The organism is Opitutaceae bacterium TAV5, assembly GCA_000242935.3.
Taxonomy (GTDB): Bacteria; Verrucomicrobiota; Verrucomicrobiia; order Opitutales; family Opitutaceae; genus Geminisphaera.
Map to the genome: position 1 here is coordinate 5,147,378 of CP007053.1, position 18,380 is coordinate 5,165,757.

Annotated in this window: 15 protein-coding genes; 6 read left to right on the forward strand and 9 right to left on the reverse strand. The window is 67.6% G+C overall.

Going from position 1 to position 18,380, the window contains the following annotated elements; all coding sequences use genetic code 11:
* The first annotated feature begins 6 nt into the window (after window positions 1–6).
* Together OPIT5_21870 and OPIT5_21875 are read left to right on the forward strand one after the other, a co-directional pair.
* On the forward strand, window positions 7–156 hold the full coding sequence (locus tag OPIT5_21870; GenBank protein ID AHF92495.1) for a hypothetical protein: 150 nt from the start codon (window positions 7–9) through the stop codon (window positions 154–156).
* A gap of 115 nt (window positions 157–271) precedes the next feature.
* Window positions 272–841: a hypothetical protein gene (locus tag OPIT5_21875; protein ID AHF94607.1), complete on the forward strand. Its 570-nt coding sequence runs from the start codon at window positions 272–274 to the stop codon at window positions 839–841.
* Between the two features lie 72 nt (window positions 842–913).
* On the opposite strand, the gene OPIT5_21880 is transcribed toward OPIT5_21875, so the two are convergent.
* Complete coding sequence (locus OPIT5_21880; protein AHF94608.1) at window positions 914–1,120, reverse strand: hypothetical protein; 207 nt, start codon at window positions 1,118–1,120, stop codon at window positions 914–916.
* Between OPIT5_21880 and OPIT5_21885 the strand changes: the two genes are divergently transcribed.
* The 4 genes from OPIT5_21885 to OPIT5_21900 are packed head-to-tail and all read left to right on the forward strand — an operon-like array spanning window position 1,119 to window position 9,098.
* Window positions 1,119–3,728: a hypothetical protein gene (locus tag OPIT5_21885; GenBank protein ID AHF94609.1), complete on the forward strand. Its 2,610-nt coding sequence runs from the start codon at window positions 1,119–1,121 to the stop codon at window positions 3,726–3,728. The two genes, OPIT5_21880 and OPIT5_21885, sit on opposite strands and share 2 nt — an antisense overlap.
* Window positions 3,729–3,749: 21 nt before the next feature.
* Window positions 3,750–5,624, forward strand: a complete 1,875-nt coding sequence (locus OPIT5_21890; protein ID AHF94610.1) for a hypothetical protein — start codon at window positions 3,750–3,752, stop codon at window positions 5,622–5,624.
* A 31-nt stretch (window positions 5,625–5,655) separates the two neighbouring features.
* Window positions 5,656–6,252, forward strand: a complete 597-nt coding sequence (locus OPIT5_21895; protein ID AHF92496.1) for a hypothetical protein — start codon at window positions 5,656–5,658, stop codon at window positions 6,250–6,252.
* On the forward strand, window positions 6,249–9,098 hold the full coding sequence (locus OPIT5_21900) for a hypothetical protein (protein AHF94611.1): 2,850 nt from the start codon (window positions 6,249–6,251) through the stop codon (window positions 9,096–9,098). The genes OPIT5_21895 and OPIT5_21900 overlap by 4 nt, the downstream gene beginning before the upstream one ends.
* 165 nt (window positions 9,099–9,263) lie before the next feature.
* Here the strand turns inward: OPIT5_21900 and OPIT5_21905 are convergent, their stop codons facing one another.
* From OPIT5_21905 to OPIT5_21940, 8 genes are all read right to left on the reverse strand, one after another.
* On the reverse strand, window positions 9,264–10,157 hold the full coding sequence (locus tag OPIT5_21905; GenBank protein ID AHF92497.1) for an urease accessory protein UreD: 894 nt from the start codon (window positions 10,155–10,157) through the stop codon (window positions 9,264–9,266).
* Window positions 10,154–10,813, reverse strand: coding sequence for an urease accessory protein UreG (locus OPIT5_21910; protein ID AHF92498.1), 660 nt, complete (start codon window positions 10,811–10,813; stop codon window positions 10,154–10,156). Before OPIT5_21910 ends, OPIT5_21905 begins: the two co-directional genes overlap by 4 nt.
* A gap of 39 nt (window positions 10,814–10,852) precedes the next feature.
* Window positions 10,853–11,530: an urease accessory protein UreF gene (locus tag OPIT5_21915; protein ID AHF92499.1), complete on the reverse strand. Its 678-nt coding sequence runs from the start codon at window positions 11,528–11,530 to the stop codon at window positions 10,853–10,855.
* An 89-nt stretch (window positions 11,531–11,619) separates the two neighbouring features.
* Window positions 11,620–12,084, reverse strand: coding sequence for an urease accessory protein UreE (locus tag OPIT5_21920; GenBank protein ID AHF92500.1), 465 nt, complete (start codon window positions 12,082–12,084; stop codon window positions 11,620–11,622).
* 658 nt (window positions 12,085–12,742) lie between these two features.
* Entirely contained in the window at window positions 12,743–15,823 is a 3,081-nt protein-coding gene (locus tag OPIT5_21925) for an alpha-mannosidase (protein AHF92501.1), read from the reverse strand.
* A gap of 183 nt (window positions 15,824–16,006) precedes the next feature.
* Complete coding sequence (locus OPIT5_21930) at window positions 16,007–16,444, reverse strand: phosphodiesterase (protein AHF92502.1); 438 nt, start codon at window positions 16,442–16,444, stop codon at window positions 16,007–16,009.
* 106 nt (window positions 16,445–16,550) lie between these two features.
* Window positions 16,551–16,784 (reverse strand): AbrB family transcriptional regulator, encoded by a 234-nt coding sequence (locus OPIT5_21935; GenBank protein AHF92503.1) that lies wholly within the window; start codon window positions 16,782–16,784, stop codon window positions 16,551–16,553.
* An 84-nt stretch (window positions 16,785–16,868) separates the two neighbouring features.
* Window positions 16,869–18,359, reverse strand: coding sequence for an NADPH-quinone oxidoreductase (locus OPIT5_21940; protein AHF92504.1), 1,491 nt, complete (start codon window positions 18,357–18,359; stop codon window positions 16,869–16,871).
* Window positions 18,360–18,380 lie beyond the last annotated feature (21 nt).

The window sequence follows — 18,380 nt, forward strand, 5'->3', positions numbered from 1 at the left end:
CAACCCATGAGCGCCGAATCACCGCCCGATCGCATAATGACCATGACCCGCGAGGATCTCGAAGCCTACGCCCGCGCCCTGCGCAACGAGGTCGAGGTGCTCACCGCCCGGATCGCCTCCCTGGAGGAGTGGGCTCCCCCTTTGCCGAAGCGCTAGTCGTTCATGCGGGGGAGGGCGCGCTATCGGCACGCCTGTGAATCGCCCTCCCCCTTTCTCCGCCGCCTGTATCCAATTCTTAATTATTAATTCTTAACCCTTAATTTTTCCTCCCGTGTCCGAAACACTCAAACAGCGCACCCGGCGCCACCCTCTCTCTCTCCCGCTGGGAGACATTACCTCCGTCGACGTCCGCCGCATGCAGGCCAAGCCCGCCCGCGAGTTCCTGCTCGCACTTGCGTATCACTGCATCAACAACCCCGCCTCGCTGGAGGTCCTGCTGGCCAATCCCGCCGGGTTGCCCGCGATCCTCATGAGCGCCTTCGACCTCGTCGAAAGACTCATCACCGCCAGCACCGGCCTCACCCCCGAACAGATCGACGACCTCGATCTCGCCGACCAACTGGAGATCATCCACATCGCCCTCCGGCTCAACACGGGGGACGAGCTAAAAAAATCATTGGCCGGAATCGGCAGCATGCTCAAGGACCTGTTCGCGATTCCGGCTTCCTTCACGCCCGGCTCCACCGTGACCGTTGCCACGCCCGGCGCGATCAGGCCGCCGAACTGGAGGCCGCCCTTCGAGAGTCCGAAGAATCCTGGGGACTCGCCTACACCCGCCTCGTCGAATGGGGATACGGCGCCGACTACCTCGACCGCTGCACCCTCTTCGACCTCGACCTGATTATCAGGCAAGCGGCCGCCGTCTCCGAAAAGCGTGCGGCCGACATGCGCCGCGCCCGCCGGTAATCAGCCATCACAAGGCCCAGGGGCTGCGTCCCTCCCGGCGGCAACGCTCGTTGTGATACCTGTTCTGCAAATGCGCCCCGATACCCCATGCCAGCGCGAACAACCCGACAGTCACGCCGATCACCACGCTCCGGAACTCCGGATAAACCGCGAATGCGACAAAAAATCCGGAGACCAGCAACACCAGCACCAGCCCTGCCAAAAAGGATTTCATGAGCGGGAACAATCTCGAAATTAACGTCAAGGTCAACGCCGATACTGCCGGCGCGGACCGCACCGCCAACGCCCTCTCCGGCCTCCAGCAGCGCCTCGGCCCGCTCGCTGGCCTGTTCTCGCGCAACGCCCTCGCCGCAGACCGCTTCAAAACCTCCATCAGCAACGGCGACGTGGCCATCCGCAAATGGGGCGCGCTCCTTACCGGCGGCGCTCTCCTCGGCGCCCTGCGCCAGCTCGGCCAGCAGGCGACCCAGTTTGACGCCCAGCTTGCCGCTTCCGGCCAGACGGCGGGCCAGACCGGCGACTCCCTCATCGAGCTCGGCCGCTCCGTCAACGCCGTCCGCGAGTCCGTCCGCACCGCCGCCACCCCGTTCGCCTCCCTGCTCGCCCCGGCCCTCAAGACGGGCGCGGAGGCGGCCGCCGCCCTCTCGCAAAACCTCGGCGGCGTCGGCGTCGCCGCCGTCGGTCTCGTCGCCGTCCCCGCCATCATCAACAAACTCGGCGAGACGGCGATGGCTGCCATCAACCCCGTCCGCACCCTCGCCGTCTCCCTCTCCGGCCGCTCCTTCTCCGAGATCCACGCCCTCAACACTCGCCTGCTCCAGACACGCGGCTCTTTCGGCGCGATGGCTACCCTCGCCAAAGGCGCCACCCAGTCCCTGAACGGCTTCGCCACCGCCGCCATCACCGCTGCCGGTCCGCTCGCCGTCCTCTTCGGCGTCTACGCCATCGGCAAGACCGCCGCCGATCTCTACGTCAATTCGGTGGAGGCGGCTGCGCAGCGCCACCAGGACGCCCTCGACAAGATCTCCATCGCTACGGCCACCTTCTACGCCAAAGTCGCCCAACTCCGCGACAAGGCCGGAGCCAGGACCCTGCTCCCCGACGCGCAAAAGGGACTCGCCGAGGCGGAGGCAAAGCTGAAGGAGTTCCGGGCTCAGTTCTCCTCCACCTTCGTAGAGGGCGGCACCACGAAAGGCCGCCTGTATATGTCCGAAGTGGAGGCATCCACGTACGGCACCCTCCGCAGGGAGGTGCAGCTGCGCCAGGCCATCGTCGACAGGCTCACCGATGCGGAGCGCATCCAGGAGACCATTTCCCGCAACGACTCCGCGGCCGCCGCCGACGCCGAGAAGGCCCGCATCGACGCCCTCGTCGCCAAGCTCTCCGAACTCAGGGACCTCGCCGCCGATCTCGACTTCCAGAAGCTGTCACCGCAGGGCCAATACGCCGCCCTCGGGATGCAGATCGACGCGCTCAAGGGCAAACTCGCCACGCTCCCCGCGCCCGACCCCGACAGCCGGGAGGCCGTCAACCGCCACCTCGCGCAGCAGCTCGACCTCCAGACCCAGATCGCCAAGGCCGAGGCCGACCGCGCCCGGATCACCAAACAGCTCGATACCGATGCCAAGGCCGCCACCGCAAAAGACCTCGCCGCCCGGCAGCAGCTCCAGCAAAACATCCTCGACCAGATCACCCGCGAGCGCGAGCTGATCGCGCTCCGCGAGGATATTTCACCGGCCCAAAAGGCGGAGGAATATGCCAAACTGCTCACCCGTCAGCAGACCACGCTTGCCGAGGTCGTCCGGCTCAAAAAAGAGGAACTCGCGCTCGCCGCCAACCCGCTGGATCGCGCCCGCATCCAGGCGGAAATCGACGCCGCGCAGCACGAGATCGACAACCCTTCGCTCGCCACGAAGCCCGCCCAGCCGAAGATCACCACCCTGCGCAGGTCCGTCGCCGGCATGGACGCCGGCACCGACGGCCAGCACTTCCGCAGCATCGGCGAGGGCCTGGAAGGCGGCCTGCTCTCGCAAATCCAGCAGATCGGCACCGAGGGCGACATCGTGGCGGCCGGCCTGCAAAGCGCCTTCGGCTCGGCCATCTCCGGCATCTCGCAAGGTATTCAGGGCCTCATTACGGGCACGCAGACCTGGGGGCAGGCGTTGCGCAACATCGGCGGTTCCATCCTCAACGGTGTCATCAGCGCGATCGCCGAAATGTTCGCGCAGTGGATCGCCGGCGAGATCGCCCGTTTCACCCTGGAGACCGTCCTCGGCCAGAAGCGCAAGGCGGAGAAGACGGGTGAACTCGCCCTCAACACCGCCAATGCCGGCGCGCAATGTGTCGCGCAGATGGGGCCGTGGGGACTCGCCGCCTTCGCCGCGTCGATGGTCGCCATCATGGCGATGTCGGCCGCCATCGCCGGCAGCTTCGCCACCGGCGGCCTGATCCGAGGCGCCGGCACCGGCACCAGCGACAGCAACCTCATCCGCGTGTCGGATCAGGAATACGTCATGCGCGCCGCCGCCGTGGGGAAATACGGCGTCGGTTTCATGGATGCGGTCAACACCGGCGCGCTCGATCTCGCCGCCGGCGTCAACGCCATCCCGGCTCCGCTGGCGCAATCTCCCGCCGCGGGCGGCTCGCAGGCCGCCGGCAGCGCCTTCGCGGCTTCCCCGCAGGGCGCCCGCGAAACCAGCCTCACCATCATCCTCGTGAGCAGCGAAGAGGAAGCGGAAGTCGTCCGGAAAAATGCCGACGGCGACGCCCACATCCTCCGCGTCGTCAAGGGCGGCAGAACCACCCTCGGCCTCCGCACCTGATTTTATTGCCGATCCGATCCCATGATTCACCCGATCAACCACCAGGGCTCCGCCCTCCTCATCATCCTCGACGAGCCCAACTGGGCGACACGCCCGAAGCTCACCCGCGAGGTGCAGACCGGCATCCTCACCCGGCTCGATGCGGGCGAGAGCCGGCGCCCGGAGCACACCCTTGCCCGGCACACGCTGACTCTCGCCTGGGACATCGAGACCGCCGACCTCGACAACTGGGAAGACGTGTTTGCCCAAAACCTCGCCGACGCCCTCGTCGCCCTGCCCGTGCCCTGCGACCGGCTCCTGCGCGATGACTACCTCGCCGCCCGCCTGTTCGACGCCGCCTGGACGCTCGTGATCCCCGCCGACGGCGCGCCGCCCTCTGTCGTGGCCACCGCGCAGCTCGACGCCAACCCGGCGCTCGTGCCGGCCACGGCCACGCTCGCGCCTCTCCTCGTCGGCAAACTCAAGGCGCGACCCAAATTCCGGGGCATCACCGCCGATGGCTCCAGTGTCTCGCTCACCCTCCTGGAGGAGTCGCCCGCCCGCTACGCCATCCGGCTCCCCGCCCGCCAGGCCATCCCCGACAACTGGCCCGCCATCCTCGAAGCCAACTGGGCGTACGCCGTCGAGACCGCCACCATCGACACCATTGAAAAAAAGACCATCGGGCGCGGTCGCCTCCCCGCCACCGATCTCACCGAGGCCCCCCCGCGCCAGACCCTTGTCCATACCCTCACCCTCGGCTCGCGGGAGGAGATCTCCGCCCTGCTCGACTTCCACCACGCCCGCGCCTCCACCGCGCAATCCTTCCTCGCCCTCTCCCCGCAATTCCCCGACCGGCCCCCGCGTCGTCACCGGTTCACCACTACATCACTGGAGATCACGTTTGTCTCGCAGGAAATGGCGGAGGCGAAGATCGCCCTCACCGAGGCCCCCGGCGAAGCCTCCGCCCTGGCCGCCGCGGAACCCGTCCGCGCCCACCTCTACACCTTCACTCTCCGCATCCCCGGCCTCGCGCAAAACCAGCTCCCCGTCTGGCGCTATACCGACTGGGAGACCGACATCACCTTCGAGGGCGCCACCTGGCTCGGCGACACCCGGTCCCTCATCGAGCACGACACCATCACCCGCACGGCGGACCTCTCCGACCCGGCCCTCAAGCTCACCCTCTCGGCCAACCTCCCGCAAAACCCGCTCTCCCTGCTCGCCTCCGGCGAACTGGAGGCCCCCCTCCAGATCGAAATCCATGCCTGCCGCCCCGACCCCGGAGCCAGCGCCACCGCTCCCGTCGCCACCACCCAGGCCCGCGAAGCCCTCCACACCGGCGACATCGCCGAAGTCTCCGCCGAAGGCCGCACCCTCACCGCCACCAGCCGCGCCCTCGCCGGTCGCCTGGAGAACAAGATCCCCCGCTTCGTCTTCTCCGGCGTGTGCAATCACCGCTTTTGTGATACCGGCTGCACTCTCCTCGCCGCCGCCTGGCGCGTCACCGGCGTCATCGCCGTGGCCAGCGCCGGCGCCGCCGTCCTCACCGTCACCCCGGACGCCCCCGCCAACACCGTCTGGCTGACCGGCGCGCTCGCCCGCGGCCATCTCATCCTCTCCCTCGCCCCGGAGGCCGGCCTGCCCGTCGGCGACTGGCAGGTGCGGCAGATCGTCGCCGTCGCCGGCAGCGTCAACGCCCGCCAGATCACCCTCCGCTCGCCCCTCCGCGCCCTCCCGGCCCCCCTCGCCCTCACCGGCCGCCCCGTCACCCTCATGGCCGCCTGCGACGGCACCCCCGACGCCTGCAAGGCGCGGGGCAACTACATCAACTTCGGCGGCCATCCCCACATCGGCCCCGACAACCTCTCCCTCCCCAGCTACAACACCAGCGATGCGATCGGAAAAAAAGGCTGACCGCGTATCCACCCGCACAACACACACCGCCATGCGCGACATCCTTCCCCCCTGGAGACCTTACTTCACCCCCGAGCGCCGGCCCGCCCTCCGGGCCGCCGTGGCACGCTGGACAGGCACCCCCTTCCGCGCCCACACCGCCGTCCCCGGCCCGCAAGGCGGCGTCGACTGCGTCCACTTCATCCATGCCGTGCTCGCCGAGTGCGGCGCCACCGCCGATCAGTCCCTGCCCGCCGGCTACAGCCTCGCCCACGGCCACCACTCCGCCCGGCCCGACCTCCTCCGCTGGCTCATGGAGGCCACCGCCCCCGGCCTCGCCCTCGTGATGGTCCCCCCGCTCGGCCGGCTCATCCCCGGCGACCTCCTTGCGATCCAGACCGGCCTCACCGCCCACCACCTCGCCCTCTGCACCGGCGACGGCCAGTGCGCCCACGCCGCCGACGGCGCCGGCGTCATCGTCCACGACGCCGAGCACGAGACCTTTCTCCGGCGCGTCCTCTTCGCCGCCCGTATCATGGAGGCGGCTCCGCCGCCTCCGGTTCAGGGTTCAGGGTTTCCGGTTCAGGGTTCAGAAAACTCCAAACCCGAAACTCCAGACTCCAGACTGAAACCGGAGGTTTCCGCATGAGCATGGCCAACGGCGCCGCCGACATCGCGGCAGACGATCCCTCCCTCTACAACCAGGACGCGACCGACTCCTCCTCCAACCAGAAAGGCGTCCCCGTCCCCTGGTGGACCGGCCTCGACTGGAGACCGCTCACCTGGATCGTCCCCGACACGATCGACGCCACCGGCAAGCCGGGCCTGACCGGCACGACCATCAAAAAGAAAAAGCACGGCGTGAGCATCAAGTACGGTAAAAAATACCGGGCCAATGTCGCCGGCATCGCCGGGCTCGGCGTCATCGACTCGATCCACGCCATCGAGATCAACAAGGCCATCGTCTGGCCGGCCTCCGGCGTCCCCGACGAGCACGGCCTGCGCCGCGACGACGGCGCCGCCCACACGGCCGGCAACCCCGATTCCCCGTACTGGCGCGCCACCATCGCCCTCAGACAGGACGCGATAAATTCGCAGTTCCGCCTCTACTGGGGCCGCGCCGACCAGCCCGCGGACAACACCGTCCTCGCAAAATGGGCCGCCCTCGGCTACGAGCACCCCGCCTACCGCGGCCAGGTGCTCTGCTGCATGGAAAACTGGTACTTCGGCCGCAACTGCACCAACGTCCCCAACACCCGCATCCTCGTCCGCCGCTCCCCGCAGCCCGAGGTCGGCAATTTCCCGACGACGTGGAACCCCCGCGGCGAGTCCCTCCCCGCCGCCATCCTCGAACTGCTGACCAACAAAATCTACGGCGCCGGCATCCCCCCGGAGCATTTTACCCCGGCGCAGTGGGAGGCGCTCTCGGCGGCCGTCATGGCGGACATCGGCCACCACTCCCCGCAGCTCCTGCGCGCCGAGCCCGTCACCGATACGATGAAAAAACTTCTGTCCTATTATGACGGATACCTGACCATCCGCGGGTCGACCATCACCCCCGGCCGCTACCCTCACGACGCCGTGAAGGTTGCGCCCCGCGCCTCCATCACCCTCTACGACCTCACCGACAAGCCCCGCCTCTCCCTCACTCCGGCCGCGCAAGCCGTCAACACCGTCACTGTCACCTGCCGCGACCGCGCCGCAAAGCTCGTCGAGTCCACCGTCACCGCCCGCGACACCTCCGCGATCGCCGCCCGCGACGGAGGCGAGATCGCCGCCACCCTCGACATGCCGGCCATCACCGACCTCGTCATGGCCGAGCAATATGCCGCCCGCGCCGCCGCCACGGCCACCTCGGCCAGCGCCACCTGGACCATCGAACTCCCGCCCGCCCGCGCCATCCTCACCTCCGGCGCCCAGGCCCTCCCCGGACACAACGCCGACTTCACCTATCCCCCGCTCGGCCTCTTCGAAAAATACTGCCGCATCACCTCCCGCACCGACACCCCCGGCGGCAAGACCTCGCTGACCCTCGAAGCCGAGCACGGCTTCTTCGGCGCACTTCCGCCGATCCCGCCTCCCGCGCCGCCTCCCGTCTTCGCGCAAAAAATCCCTGACCCCGTGACCGCCGCGAGGATCATCGAGCTGCCCCGCACCGATTTTTCCCCCACCGCTCCCGCGACGATCGCCTTCCTCATCCGCCGCCCCCTCGCCCGCAACCCGGACAATGCCGCGCTCACCGGCGACGAGGTCATCGCCACCCGCATCCTCCACGCCCCCACCGTCAATTCCGACGCATGGAGCACGCTCGCCGACTCCGACAACTGGGCCGCCTCCGCCCTGGCCTCCGGCGCCCTCACCTCCGCCGCCACTCAGGCCACCCTCCTCTTCGACGCGCAAAACCTCGACCTCGCCGACGACGATTTCCAGAGCCAACCCGACGCCGAGCAGGCCAACAACACCCTCCTCCTCGTCATTGACGACGAGATCATGAGCATCGGCGCCATCGCCATCGACGCGCAAAATCCCCTGCGCCGCACGCTCACTCTCCTGCGCGGCCGGCTCGGCACCAAGCCCGCCGCCCACGCCTCCGGCGCCGAAGCCTGGCTCATCCCCGGCTCCGATCTTGAGGCGCTCACCCACGCCGTCTTTCTCCCCGGCACCACCCGCGCCTTCAAGCTCCTGCCGCTGACGCCCTCCGACATGCTCCCGGCCGAGGACGCCGCGCCCATCCCCTTCGCTTTCGCGGCGCTACCCCCGCTCCCGCCGCTCCCGACCATTGCCTTTGCCGGCGTGCCAGCCAACGCCACGGCCGGCGCTCCCTTCACGTTTTCCCTGACGGTCCACTCGCAGACGGCCAACCTCGCCCAGGTCACTGTCTCCCTGATCCAGATCAACCCCAACGGCACGGACGGCCCTGCCAGCCCCGTCATTCAGGACACGTTTCCCGCCAGCCTTCCCTTTCCCCAGGACTACGTCCGGGAGCTGTCGGCGACGGCCCTGACGGCCGGCAGCCACAAGATCGCCGTCACGGTCTCGACCAGCGCAGGCCAGACGACAGCCGCCCGCTCGGCCGCCATCGCCGTCGCAGGGGCGTTTGCCCCCGTCTCCTGTTTCACCGACACGCTGCTTGTCTCTCCCTACAACGGTCAGAACTACAACTCCGAGATCGCCCGGCTCGTCTTCACCCTTCCCGCTGACGGCATCTGTTATCTCTATGCCAGCGCCAGGGTCGCCGGTTCGGACGGCTCCGGCAACGTGGACATGGATCTCTGGCTCCATATCGACGGCGGCACGGGCGAAAACAGGCACCTCCAATGGGACGGAGCGCCGGCGCTCCTCGAATTTTCCCCCTCCCTCCGCCGTTTCACGGCCGGGCAGCACACCATCCTCCTCCGGAGCGGCATCATGGGCAATGACAACACCCACCAGTACCTCGCCGCCTGCATCCACGTCCAGCAGGTCATCCCGGATATCTACATTCCGACGACATGAGCCGCGGCCTCGTCGCCAGCCGGCTGCGAGCCTCCCGCAGGCCTCCCGCGGCCTCGCTTACCGACCCTTTTCTTTCCACCCCGTCCGACCCTTTTCAGTACTTTCCCCGGCTCTTGGTGCCACTACGGAATCATGGGCAGGATGCCCATGCCACGGGCCTGCTGCTCACAACTTGCGCAGGTCGGCGGCGGTGTGCGGGAGCACGGCGGAGAGGATACGGCGGATTTCGCGCAGCGTGGACCGGAGGCGCTGGCCGTCGGGCGCCACGAGCTTGAGGCTCCAGCAACCGGGGAGGCGCAGGCGGCTGAGCCCCGCCCATACGCCGTCGTGGCCGTGGAGCTGGCGGAGGGCGGTGGTCCAGGCGTCATCGGTGTCAGGGGAAGCCCCGCCGGAAGCAAGGATCGGGGCGGCGAGGACGAGATTGCCGAGGCAAACGCCCTCTCCGCCACCGGCGAGCGTGGCGAGGTGGCGCAGTTCGGCGCCTGTCTGGTCGAGCCGCTCGCGGAGCACGAGGCGGTTGCCGACGCGGATGGTCAGGTCGAGCAGGAGGGTATCCCATGCCCACGCCTCGCCGCGGGCGATCCGGCCGGGCATGAGGAAATCTCCAAAAAGCAGACCGGCGGCATGGGCGGAGATATCGACTTCGGTGAACTGCCGATAACGGCTGTGCTGGTGCGGGACGAGCGGCTCCGGCATGAATTCGAGCCAGCCCCCGGACTCGACGGCGAAGCGTTGCCGGCACTCGGCAACGCGAGGGGGCGGCGAGGCGCCGGCCCTGTCGTTGTCGGCCGGGCGGGCGGGCGTGGTGAAAATGCGGGTGGCGGCGGGCGTGGTGACGAGGAGGGACGCGCCGGGGCCGACCGAGATGTCCGAACGGAGTTCGTCGCCCGCAAGAATGCCGGCGGTGGGGTTGACGATCTGCGCAATGAGCGTGCCGGTGGCGGTATCGTGGTAAGGTTTGCCCAGGTGAAAAGGCGCGCGAAACGACTGGCGCGCGAGCACGGTGCGACCGGTGACGGGGGAAAGTTCGGCGCGAAGATCGAGATGGCCGCTGATCATGGGCGGTGCGCAGGGCGGGATGCAAAAAGCACCTCGCGCTCGATCCACGTGATGACGGCCTCGATGTTGTGCTCGCGTTTCAGGTCGCAGAAGACGACGGGGCGGGGGCCGCGCTGGGCGGCGGCGTCGCGTGCCATCACGTCGAGGTCGGCGCCGACGAGCGGGGCGAGGTCGATCTTGTTGATGATGAGCAGGTCGCTGTGGCGGATGGCCGGGCCGCCCTTGCGCGGGATCTTGTCGCCCTCGGCGACGTCGATCACGTAGATGAACGCGTCCACGAGTTCGGGAGAAAACGTGGCCGAGAGATTGTCGCCGCCGCTTTCGACGAGTACGAGTTGCAGGTCGGGGAATTTCGCTTCCAGCGCGCGGATGGCCTGCTCGTTCATCGTGGTGTCGTCGCGGATGGCGGTGTGCGGACAGCCTCCTGTCTCCACTCCGGCGATACGTTCGGCGGGAAGCGCGGCCTGGCGCTGGAGAAACTGCGCGTCCTCGAGCGTGTAGATGTCGTTGGTGACGACAGCCATCGAATAACGCTCGCGCAGCCGCTGGCAGAGCTTGAGGCAGAGCATGGTCTTGCCGGAGCCGACGGGACCGCCGATGCCGATGCGCGGAGGGCGGGAGGAAGGTGGAGCAGGGAGGTTGTGTCGTGGAATCATGGATACGGATGCGGATGAGGAAGGCATGACGTCAGGCGGTCATGAGATGAAGAGCCGGGCGTCGGCGGTTTCGTGCCGGGCGGCGGCGATGTCGAGCCAGGGATTGAACCAGCCGATGCCGTCGAGAGGGACGGCGAGCGCAACGGCGACGGTGGCGGCGGTGTGCCCGAGCATTTCGGCGAGGAGCGTCTGGCAGCCGTTCTGGCCGATGCGCAGGAGTTTCATCGCGGCGGCGAGCAGGCCGGCGATCGTCGAATAAAACAGGGTGGAGAGCGCCGCATCGGGAGGCGCGCCGAGGATGCGGGCTTCGAGGGCGGCGGCGACGGCGGGCGTGTGTGGCCATCCGTTGCGGGCGGCATGGTCGAGGTATTCGCGGGCGAGCGGGCGGGTGTCGCCGTGCAGCAGGGCGGCGAGTTCGGCGCGTTGTTGCCCGATGTTTTCCGAGGCGGTGCGGGCTTCGCGGGCGGTTTTGAGCGCGGACGAGAGTTCGCAGAGTTCGCCGATCCGCGACCAGTCGGGCGCGGCCGGGTCGAGCGCGCGCCATGCATGCGCGGCGAGCGGGAGTTCGGCCTGGCGGAGCGTGGGCAGGACGGAATGGAGGAGGAACTCGCGGAGGGTTTCGCGGTTGTGAACCACGTGTTCCTGGACGAGCCCCTCGAGGCCGAACGAATGGGCGTAGGAGCCGGTCGGGTAGAAGGAGTCGGTGGCTTGGAGCAGGCCGGCGAGCCAGGCGGCCGGAGGCGGCTGCGTGGCGGACGTTCCGGGCGGGCTGTCCGGCGCGGGGTGAGTGTGGGCGCGGGCCGGCATCAGTGCTGGTGACTCGGGCCGAGTTCCCGGGCAGGACCGGGGCCGCGGACGAAGCGGCCGGGGCGGAATATGGCGGTGGTTTCCCGGAACGGGACGCTGATGCGGTCGAGCAACTGGCGGGTGCCGGTGTCGTCGGGCGTGAGCAGGCGGCTGGCTTCGGCGGAGAGCTCCCTGTGCAGGTTGCCGATCGCCCAGCCGATGCCGGCGGCGGCGGAGGGGGCGATGTCGAGAGCGATTTCGAGAACGGGTTCGGGTTCTTGCCGGATGACGTAGCGGCCGGAGCTGGTCTGGAAAATCGTGTCGCCGTCGCGGAGCGGGGAGGGAAGTTCGCAGCCGAATTCGGCGCCGTCGTCGGCCACGCCGCGCCAGAGGCGTTTGGCGAGTTTCAGCCGGTCGATGCGCACCGGGATTTCCGGCAGCAGCGGATCGGGTTCGGGAACAGGTTCACGAATCAGGTGCAACATGGGTTTTGGTGTGGCGGGAAACGTTTAGCGAAAACTGTGCCATACGCGGAATGCGCGTTCCTCTCTTTCTGGAGCTCCGGCCGGCCTTCGCAAGGAAGCAAAGGAGCAGAATGGATTTATATCATATGTGAGTCCGCCTTTTATCGGAGAGTTTATCCTTGGTTTTGCCCATGAGTTACCTCTTTGGCCGAAAAGCTTTTTCTGCGGAGTGACCTTGCGTGATGCTGTCGGTCACCGACCAGCCCGTGAAAGAACCGAGTCACCGTCCCGGCTTTTCGTAGCCGGTCGATTTCACCCGCTGGCTCAGCGGGCAGGCGGGCGAATCTCCACAAGCCTGGCGGCTGCGTCACGCTTCGCGGTGATGCGCGTGGCGCCGGCATGCGGCGGCGCGCCAGCTCGGGCAATTAGGACGCCTTTCCTCGAACATTGCGGATCCGGCTCGATCTGCTGGCCTGCACGGTTATTCATGCGTGAGAAGGCTCCCAGGGACATGGAGGCCAATCTCATCAATGTGCACGTGCGCAGCCGCCGTCAGAAATTCGAACCGATGGTAAAAATGCGCCGGCGGTGTCGGCGCGGCGTTGCCACTCATCAAGACGATCCGGGGCACCGGGCCCGGACAGGGAGCCCGGTGTCCTCTGCGACAAAATGGATCGGTTTACCGGCTGATCTTGACCGAGAGCACCTTGTACTGGGTGAAGGGGAGGTCGATGCCGCCGGTTTGCGGCTGGCCGAGGCTGGCGCCGTCGAGCGCCACCGGTTCGGCTTTCCAGCCGTCGGCGAGGCGCACGCGGGCGGTGCCGTGGCGGCCGAGCGTTTCGTGCAGGCGCAGCACCCAGCCGCCCTCGACCGGTTCGGCCCAGGACGGGGCGAGCGAGGGCGCGCCCTCGACGCCGAGAAGACCGGCGCTGACCGCCGCACCCGCATACGGGACGGCGGGCGTGTAGAGCGTGTCGGCGAGGACCGCCGGCTGGTCGGCGGCGGGAGCGCTGGCCGAGAAAAGACCGAGCGCGAGTTCGACGTGCTGCTTGCCGAGATCGGAATGGTGAGGGCGCTTCGTTTCGCGGATCTTCGGGTGGTGGTCGGCTTCGGTGACGAGCGCGCTGCGCAGGAGGCTGACGCCGACGATGCCGTCGTGAACGGTGAAGCCGTATTTCGATTCGGTGACGAGCGCGAGTCCCTCGTTCTGCGCGTCGTCCATGAGCGCCATCCAGCGGCTGCCGGGGAGTTCCCAGTTGGCTTCCTCGCGCGGGTAGCCGGGCCACTGGCCGCGCAGGGCGCTGCCGAAGGGCGCGCCGTAGCGTGCCTCGCGTCCGCGGTAGCGGGTGGCGAAGATGGCCTTGAGCCACATGAGCGGATCCTGCCAGTCGATGTCGTAGGCGACGCGGAGGACGGGTTCGCCGGCCGTCACGGAATACGTGATACGGACGGCGCTCTTGCTGGCGACGGTGCAGTTGAAGGAAACCGCGGCGGTGAGGCCGGTGACCCTGACTTCGGGCTTGCCGACGGGCTTGGCCTCCTGGCCGGTGACGAGCGTGGTGCGGTCCACATCCCAGGCGTCGAACGCGGCGGGGTGATCCGGGTAGGCGGCGAGTTGCGAATCGATGCCGGGCAGGGTGGCCAGGGCGACATCGCGCCCGTCCACGGAGAGTTTCACGACGCGGCCGGCCTTGTCGAACGAGGCCGCCACGCGGTCGCTGGCGAGCGAGGTGGCGGTGGCCTTCGGCGCGGGGAGCGCGCGGGGAGAGAGTTCGGCCAGCGGCGCTCCGGAGAGCGGGGCGAGTTCGTAAGCGCGGTCGCCGTCGATGTAAGTGCGGGCGACGGGCAGGGGATTGAACACGCCGGCGGCGGCGCTCGCGGTTCCGGCGGATTTTTTTGCGGAGACAGCTTTGGCCTTGCCGTTGCCGGAGAGCGTCCGGGTGGCAGCGGCGAGGGCCTCGACGGAGAGTTTTTCGAGTTCGGGAATCGCCTCGTGATACACTTCCCAGATCGAACTGCCGGGGATGTAGTCGTGAAAATGCGAGAACGTGGCGCGGCGCCAGGCGTGGTCGTCGATCGGACCGGCGCCGGTGACGACGTGGGCGGCTTCCTGGATTTGCAGGGCGCGTTCGATGCCGCGGAAGGCGGACTTGAGGCTGCTGTGCGTGGTGAAGACACCGCGATGGAGTTCGAGAATGAGTTCACCGGTGACGGCGGGGAGTTGTTCGCGGATGGCGTGGAGGCGTTCGAAGAAGGGCTCGATGTTGCCCCACTGCGTTTGCGGGACGCCGGCGAGGTTGTTCACGCGGCGGGCGCGTTCGAGCATGGCCTCGGTGGGGCCGCCGCCGCCGTCGCCGTAGCCGGTGGGTTGCAGGAATTCGTTGTGCACGCCGGCCTGCTGGTGGTGGTAGGCGTCCTCGCGGATGTTTTTCAGGTTAACGGCCTCGTTGTAGTCGTGGAGGAGGACGATGTGGGAGGTGATTTCCGCACCGTCGGGACCGCGCCAGCGGAAGCTGGTGTGCGGAAAACGGTTCACGGTGCTCCAGGAGAGCTTGGAGGTGAAAAATCCCTCGACACCGAGGCCGCGGAGGAGTTGCGGCATGCAGCCGCTGTATCCGAAAACGTCGGGCAGCCAGAAAACTTTTGCCGGGTTGCCGCGCAGGTCGGTGAAACCTTGCTGGCCAAGGCGGAGGCTGCGCAGGAGGGCCTCGCCGCAGGGCATCTGGGTGTCGCACTCGACGTAGCTGGCGCCGGTGGCGTCCCAGCGGCCGGCCTTGATGAGGGATTTGACCTTGGCGTGGAGGGCGGGAGAGATGCGCTTGACGGCGTCGTAGCTGGCGGGCTGCGAGTAGCCGAAACGGAATTCCGGATACTCCTTCAGCAGGCGCGTCTGGGTGGACCAGGAATGGACGGCCTTGCGTTCGCCGACGCGTTCGGGCCAGAGCCACACGAGGTCGATGTGCGCGTGGCCGGTGAGCACGGCTTTCATCGCGCCGGGCTCGGCGGGGAAGTCGGCGTAGATTTTTTTCAGCGCCTTGCCGAAGGCGGCGACGCCGTCGCGGTCGAGGATATCGACCGCTTCGTCGAGACGCGTGCAGAGGCGGCGGAAGAGCGGACTGGCGCGGAAGGCGGGCGTGGTGAAACGGACGGGATCGGTGAAGCGTTTGGCCTGGCCGATGACGGGCTGGAAATCACGGTGCTCGCATTCGAGGAGGTCGAGAAGGACGGTGAGGTCGTGGTAAGCGTTCCAGACTTCGTCGTCGCGGACGGCGAGACCGGGCGCGGTGTAGCGACTGCCTTCCTGGTCAAGCGGGGCGGCTTCGCCGGAGAGCCAGATGCCGGAGCGGATGCAGACGGATTCGACGAGAAATTCGCGGGTGCCGACGGGGAGCGGCGTGTACGGATGGGCGATGTCGAGGCCGGAGTACGGCACGCCGTCGACGTAGGCGGTGGCCTCGGCCTGGTCGTTCCAGACGAGGTAGCGGGTGCGCTTGTCGCCTTTCGGGGCAGCGGGGAGAGTGACCTTGAACCAGCGCTGGGCGTACTTCGGTCCCCAGTTCCAGGTGCCGGCGGGGACGGGCTTGAATTCGGAGGCTTTCAGGCTGGCGGCTTCACGAAAATCGCGGAAGACGGGCGTGGTGGTGACGGCGATGCCGGCGGCTTCGTCCGGCAATGGCTGCCAGATCCGGGCCTGGAGCCGGCGAGTGGCCTCGGCGACGCGTGCGGGAATGAGGTGGGTCAGGAATGTGCGCGGGAGCATGATGAAAAACCGGGAGCGGAAGGGCGGATTACGAAGTGAGGTGTGTGGGTGTGTCGATCTATGGATGAATGGTCCGAAAACGGTTAGCGGACCAGAAATGGTATTTTTAAGCGGGAGGCAAGGAAGTTTGTTGTGCGTTTGCGTGAAGACGGGGAGCGGGGAGAAAAAGAGCGCCGGGCGGGGTTAGACCCGGACGAGTTGCCAGTTGATGATTTGGCCTTTGGCCACTTCGAGCCATGCGAAGCTCTTGATCCCGGCGCGAGGGCGGCTGATGCAGCCGGGGTTGAGCCAGCGGATGCCGGCGGCGTCGGTTTCGTCGCGCGGGACATGGGTATGGCCGTGCAGGAGGGCATGGATGCCGGCGGGTGCGCGGCGAGGCGGGATATGGACGAGATGAAATCGCACTCCCTCGCGTTCGAGATCCAGGGTGAGCGGCCAGGCGGGCCAGCCGTCGTTGTTGCCGAGGATGACGCGGAGCGGCGGGCCGAGTTGCTCGAATTCGGTCAGGAGTGACGGATCGCAGACATCGCCGAGATGCCAGATCTCGTCCGCCCCGGCGAGGAGGCCGGGGAGTCTGGGCGGATAGTGATCGTGAGTGTCGGCGATGACAGCGATGCGCACGGGGAGAACGTTGGCGTGCGCCGGGCGGGGCGGGCAATCAAAAGAGATTATTTCCGCCTGCCCTGACTGGCTGCACAGCAGTTTTTCCGGACAAGAACCATGATGATCAGTCGTCTCCGCGGGTTTGTCGCATGACGGCTGCCGTGTTCAGCCCGGCAGTCGCGCTGCCCCGACTGCGGCGGAGCGCGGTGCGCAAACGCCGGATGCGTTCGCTCGCAGCGGGGCGGGTCAGCACCCTGCCTTCCTCCGCCTCGAATACCACCTCGGTGCGCGGCCCCATGCCATACTGTTCCCGCAGTTTCCGGGGGATGGTGACCTGCCTTTTTGTCGTCAGTGGCATGGTGAGAAAATTCCGGGAAAAGTATTACCTGTCAATCAGGGGAGGCCGTTTCACAAATTCGCAGCATTTCCCGCAATGTGATGTCTATGGGACAATCACTCTCAGCAGGAACGACGGGAACAGACCAAGGAAGATCAGAAGGGCGGTGGCGAGAGTGAGAGCAAGAGTGGCGGGAAGAGGCGTCCGCAGCAGGCTGGATGTGGGAGCGGTGGTGTCGGAGGAGGCGACGAGGGCCTGTTTGAGGATGGTCAAGTAGTAGTAGAGGGCGACGGCGCTCATCGCGATAGCGAGGAAGGCGAGCCAACCGGTGGGCGAGGCGAGTCCGGCGGGGCGGAGGGCGGCGGCGAAGAGATAGAATTTGCCGAAGAAACCCGCCAGCGGCGGCACACCCGCGAGCGAGAGCACGCAGACGAAAAGGACGGCGGCGAGGAAAGGGGAGCGTTTCCAGAGTCCGGCGAGGTCGGTGAGAGACTGGCAGCGGGCGCCGTTGTAATCGAGAACGGCGAAGACCCCGAAAATGCCGACCGTGGCGAGTCCGTAGGTGAGGGCGTAATACACCGTGGAACCGGTGTCGCCGAGGAGCACGCCGAGGAGGAGGACACCGGCGTGCGCGATGGCTGAATACGCGATGAGGCGGCGGACGTTGGTTTGCGCGAGTGCGGCGATGTTGCCGAGCAGCATCGAGGCGGCGGCGATCAGCATGAGCACCGGCGCCCAGCCGGAAAGCGGCGCAAACTGGAGGGCGGCGGGTCCGAGCGCGGAGTGGAGGAGGCGGAAAAAGAGGGCGAGTCCGGCGAGTTTTGACGCGGAGGCGATGAGTGCAGCCGCAGGCGAGGGGGCGCCTTCGTAAACATCGGGCGCCCACAGGTGGAAGGGAGCGGCGGCGGCCTTGTAGCCGAAACCGGCCAGCACCATCACGAGAGCGATGAGGAGAAGCGGAGAGACGGGTTGCGCGTGATCGGCGCCGGCGAGCGCGGCGGCGATCGCATCGAACCGGATCGAGCCGGTGAGCCCGTAGATGAGGCTGAATCCGAAGAGAAGGAACGCCGCGGCCATGCCTCCGAAGAGGAAGTACTTCAGGCCGGCCTCGGCGGACGCGGGGCTGGTTTTGTCGAACGCGGCGAGGATGTAGAGGGAGAGGCTGGCGAGCTCCAGGCCGAGGAAGGCGATGAGGAGGTTGTTGGCCACCGCCATGAGCGTGAAGCCCGTCGTGGCGAGGAGGACGATGGCGATGTATTCGGCGGGATGGCGGGGACGTTCGCGCGCGGGGAGCAGGAGCGTGAGTGCGGCGAGGCCAAGCACACCGAGGCGGATGACGACGGCAAAGTGATCGAGGATGAAGAGGCTGGCGGTGGTCTCGCCGGAGACGGACGCGGCGACGGGAGTGAGCACTTGCCAGACGGCAGCGGCGAGCGCGCCGAGTCCGACAACGGTGGCGGCAAGGAGACGGGTTTTGTCGGAGAGGCGGCGTCCGGCGCTGAGGTCGAAGGCGAGCACGGCGAGCATGCCGAGGGTCAGCATGATCTCGGGGCGGAGCGCGTGGAGGAGTTCGATGTAGGGATTGGGCGAGGGCATCGCGGGTCGGAGGGAAATGAT

Excerpts from the sequence above, each read along its gene's own strand:
- OPIT5_21870 (AHF92495.1), top strand. The coding sequence starts at position 7 with ATGAGCGCCGAATCACCGCCCGATCGCATAATGACCATGACCCGCGAG.
- OPIT5_21885 (AHF94609.1), top strand. The coding sequence starts at position 1,119 with ATGAGCGGGAACAATCTCGAAATTAACGTCAAGGTCAACGCCGATACT.
- OPIT5_21880 (AHF94608.1), bottom strand. The coding sequence starts at position 1,120 with ATGAAATCCTTTTTGGCAGGGCTGGTGCTGGTGTTGCTGGTCTCCGGA.
- OPIT5_21890 (AHF94610.1), top strand. The coding sequence starts at position 3,750 with ATGATTCACCCGATCAACCACCAGGGCTCCGCCCTCCTCATCATCCTC.
- OPIT5_21895 (AHF92496.1), top strand. The coding sequence starts at position 5,656 with ATGCGCGACATCCTTCCCCCCTGGAGACCTTACTTCACCCCCGAGCGC.
- OPIT5_21900 (AHF94611.1), top strand. The coding sequence starts at position 6,249 with ATGAGCATGGCCAACGGCGCCGCCGACATCGCGGCAGACGATCCCTCC.
- OPIT5_21905 (AHF92497.1), bottom strand. The coding sequence starts at position 10,157 with ATGATCAGCGGCCATCTCGATCTTCGCGCCGAACTTTCCCCCGTCACC.
- OPIT5_21910 (AHF92498.1), bottom strand. The coding sequence starts at position 10,813 with ATGATTCCACGACACAACCTCCCTGCTCCACCTTCCTCCCGCCCTCCG.
- OPIT5_21920 (AHF92500.1), bottom strand. The coding sequence starts at position 12,084 with ATGTTGCACCTGATTCGTGAACCTGTTCCCGAACCCGATCCGCTGCTG.
- OPIT5_21925 (AHF92501.1), bottom strand. The coding sequence starts at position 15,823 with ATGCTCCCGCGCACATTCCTGACCCACCTCATTCCCGCACGCGTCGCC.
- OPIT5_21935 (AHF92503.1), bottom strand. The coding sequence starts at position 16,784 with ATGCCACTGACGACAAAAAGGCAGGTCACCATCCCCCGGAAACTGCGG.
- OPIT5_21940 (AHF92504.1), bottom strand. The coding sequence starts at position 18,359 with ATGCCCTCGCCCAATCCCTACATCGAACTCCTCCACGCGCTCCGCCCC.